The sequence below is a fragment of the Microcoleus sp. LEGE 07076 genome, from assembly GCF_015207455.1.
Taxonomy (GTDB): domain Bacteria; phylum Cyanobacteriota; class Cyanobacteriia; order Cyanobacteriales; family Microcoleaceae; genus Microcoleus.
The window spans coordinates 1-2,659 of record NZ_JADEWV010000404.1 but is presented as its reverse complement, the minus strand read 5'-3'; the positions used below and the strand labels follow the sequence as shown (position 1 = coordinate 2,659).

The 2,659-nt window shown below is 43.7% G+C and carries 2 protein-coding genes; both read left to right on the top strand.

The window, feature by feature from the left end:
* Positions 1 to 168 precede the first annotated feature (168 nt).
* Positions 169 to 1,302, top strand: coding sequence for an AI-2E family transporter (locus IQ270_RS29665; protein ID WP_193976684.1), 1,134 nt, complete (start codon positions 169 to 171; stop codon positions 1,300 to 1,302).
* 309 nt (positions 1,303 to 1,611) lie between these two features.
* The coding region (locus IQ270_RS29660) for an ABC transporter permease (protein ID WP_193976683.1) at positions 1,612 to 2,659 on the top strand (1,048 nt) is incomplete at its 3' end.

Genomic DNA, 2,659 nt, shown 5'->3' with positions numbered 1-2,659 from the left:
CTCAACCATTCAGTTTTTCGCCCCCCAGTCAACAGTCAACAGTCAACAATTATGTATGAGTGCAACCGGAATTGATATCATTCAACCCTATTGATTTATAATGTGTTTGCTAGAGAATCAGGCACATCGGCCGAAAAAATTGTACCAGTTTAATCAAAAAAAATCACAATGAACAGTGTCTTCTCTCCCGTCCAACAGTTGCTAATTACTTGGTTGCTAGTCCTAGTGACGGGATGGTTTACCCTGACTGCTATCAGTTATGTTGGCGAATTGGTCAGCATTTTAGTAACAGCCGGACTGATTGCATTCTTATTAAATTATGCAGTCATCAGACTGCAAGTATTTTTGCCCCGGGGAGTCGCGGCAGCACTCGTTTACTTGATTGCGGGTTTGCTAGTAGTAGTAATCGGTTTAACTATCGTGCCACCGGTGTTCAGCCAAGCCAGGCAGTTAGGAGTGAGGTTCCCGGACTTGCTGGAGTCAGCGCGGATGCAGCTAGGCGAATTTCAAGCATGGAGTGCCGATCGCAATTTACCATTTAACGTGCAAATTTTGGAGCAGCAGCTATCAGCAAAAGTACAAGAGCAAGTACAAGCGATAGCGGGCACAAGTTTAGGTTTAGTCGTAGGTACCGTTAACTGGTTTCTCGACTTAATTTTTATCGTGGTAATTTCATTTTATATGCTCCTAGACGGCAAAAGAGTCTGGCAAAGTTTGACCAGCATTTTTTCCCCAGATATTCGGTACGTGTTAACCGAAACTTTGCAGAGAAACCTCCAGCGATTTGTATCGGGACAGTTGCTGCTGGGACTGTTTATGGCGATTTCACTAACTCTCGCATTTTGGTGGCTGCAAGTTCCATTTTTTCTGTTGTTTGCCGTGTTTATCGGATTAATGGAAATAATTCCGTTTATTGGAGCAACTTTGGGAATTGGGGCAGTTAGTATAATTGTAGCATTTATCAATTGGTGGCTGGCGCTGCAAGTCTTGGCAGTTGCGATCGCTCTCCAGCAAATTAAGGACAATTTAGTCGCTCCCCGAATCATGGGAAATCTCACCGGATTGAGCCCGGTAATAATTTTCACAGCTTTGCTCTTAGGAGGTAGAGTAGGAGGATTGTTAGGAGTCATCCTGGCGATTCCCCTAACAGGAGTTGTCAAAAGTATAGTAGAAATTTTACTCAATCCCAAATTACCCCCGCAAACAGGCTCATTTTTCTACAACCCTTTTAGCGGCGAGGAATTGGGTAAAATAACAGATAATGAAACTAAAATAATCTTGGTGGCCGATGAAAAAAAATAGTTTAACGTTTGTAGCAAAGACTTCATTGCGGAAAAAAAATCTTAGCGGCATGGGTGCGGGTTCAAGAAAAACACCCTAAAGTCGATCGACAATCTCACATATCCGCACCAAACAACCAATACCAAATCCGACTTTGCCATCCCTTTATCTCTTTCCTCTTCTCTTTCCTCTTCACTTCGCGCATTTCGCGTCTTCGCGGTTCAATCCTAAAGAAGGTATGTTAGCCAAATTTACTATCAACTCCTAACACCCAACATTTAGCACTAGAATCCTGACCGCAAACCACTAAAAATCTCCAACCTAAAACTTATGAAATGGTGGCAAAACCTTAGAAAAAATCCTCTAGCTCGATTAGGAGCAGTGGTGCTGTTGATTTTTTATACAGTCGCACTTTTCGCCGAATTTGTAGCGCCATACGACCCCTACGACTCTCAACTAAACGGTTCATTGCTGCCGCCCACTCAAATTTATTTAAGCAGCAAAGACGGGCGATTTATCGGGCCTCACGTTTATCCGACGACTCAGGGCCCGGTGGATGCGAATACGGGCGCTCGCGAGCTAATTGTAGACTGGCAAAAACCCTCTGCACTCAGTTTATTTGTCAAAGGTTCTCCCTATAAATTTTTAGGAATTTTACCTTTAGATATCCACTTGTTTGGAACTAAAGGAACAGCCAAGATTAACATTTTAGGCACGGACGAACAAGCGCGCGATCAATTCACCCGCCTAGTACACGGTAGCCGAATCAGCCTCAGCATCGGTTTAGTTGGCATAGCAATTTCTTTTCCATTAGGATTGTTAATCGGAGGAATTTCCGGTTATTTCGGCAGTTGGATTGACAGTATCTTAATGCGATTCGCCGAAGTATTGATGACAATTCCAGGTCTTTATTTATTAGTAGCGCTAGCAGCAGTGCTTCCCCCAGGATTAACCAGCGCTCAGCGATTTATATTGATTGTGCTAATTACTTCATTTATCAGTTGGGCGAGTTTGGCGCGGGTGATTCGCGGTCAGGTTTTGTCAATCAAACAACGAGAATTTGTGCAAGCGGCGCGCGCAATGGGCGCGAATCCAATTTATATTATTGTCCGCCACGTTTTGCCACAAACTGCAACTTACGTAATTATTTCTGCTACTTTGGCGGTTCCCGGTTTTATTGTAGCGGAGTCAGTTTTGAGTTTAATTGGATTGGGAATTCAACAGCCCGATCCTTCTTGGGGAAATTTGCTATCTTTGTCTACTAATGCTTCAATTTTAGTGTTGCAGCCTTGGTTGGTTTGGCCTCCGGCGACACTGATTATTTTGACTGTTTTGGCGTTTAATTTATTGGGGGACGGGCTGCGGGATGCTCTCGATC

What these genes read in the sequence shown, in the direction of transcription:
- IQ270_RS29665 (WP_193976684.1), top strand. Translation starts at nt 169, where the DNA reads ATGAACAGTGTCTTCTCTCCCGTCCAACAGTTGCTAATTACTTGGTTG.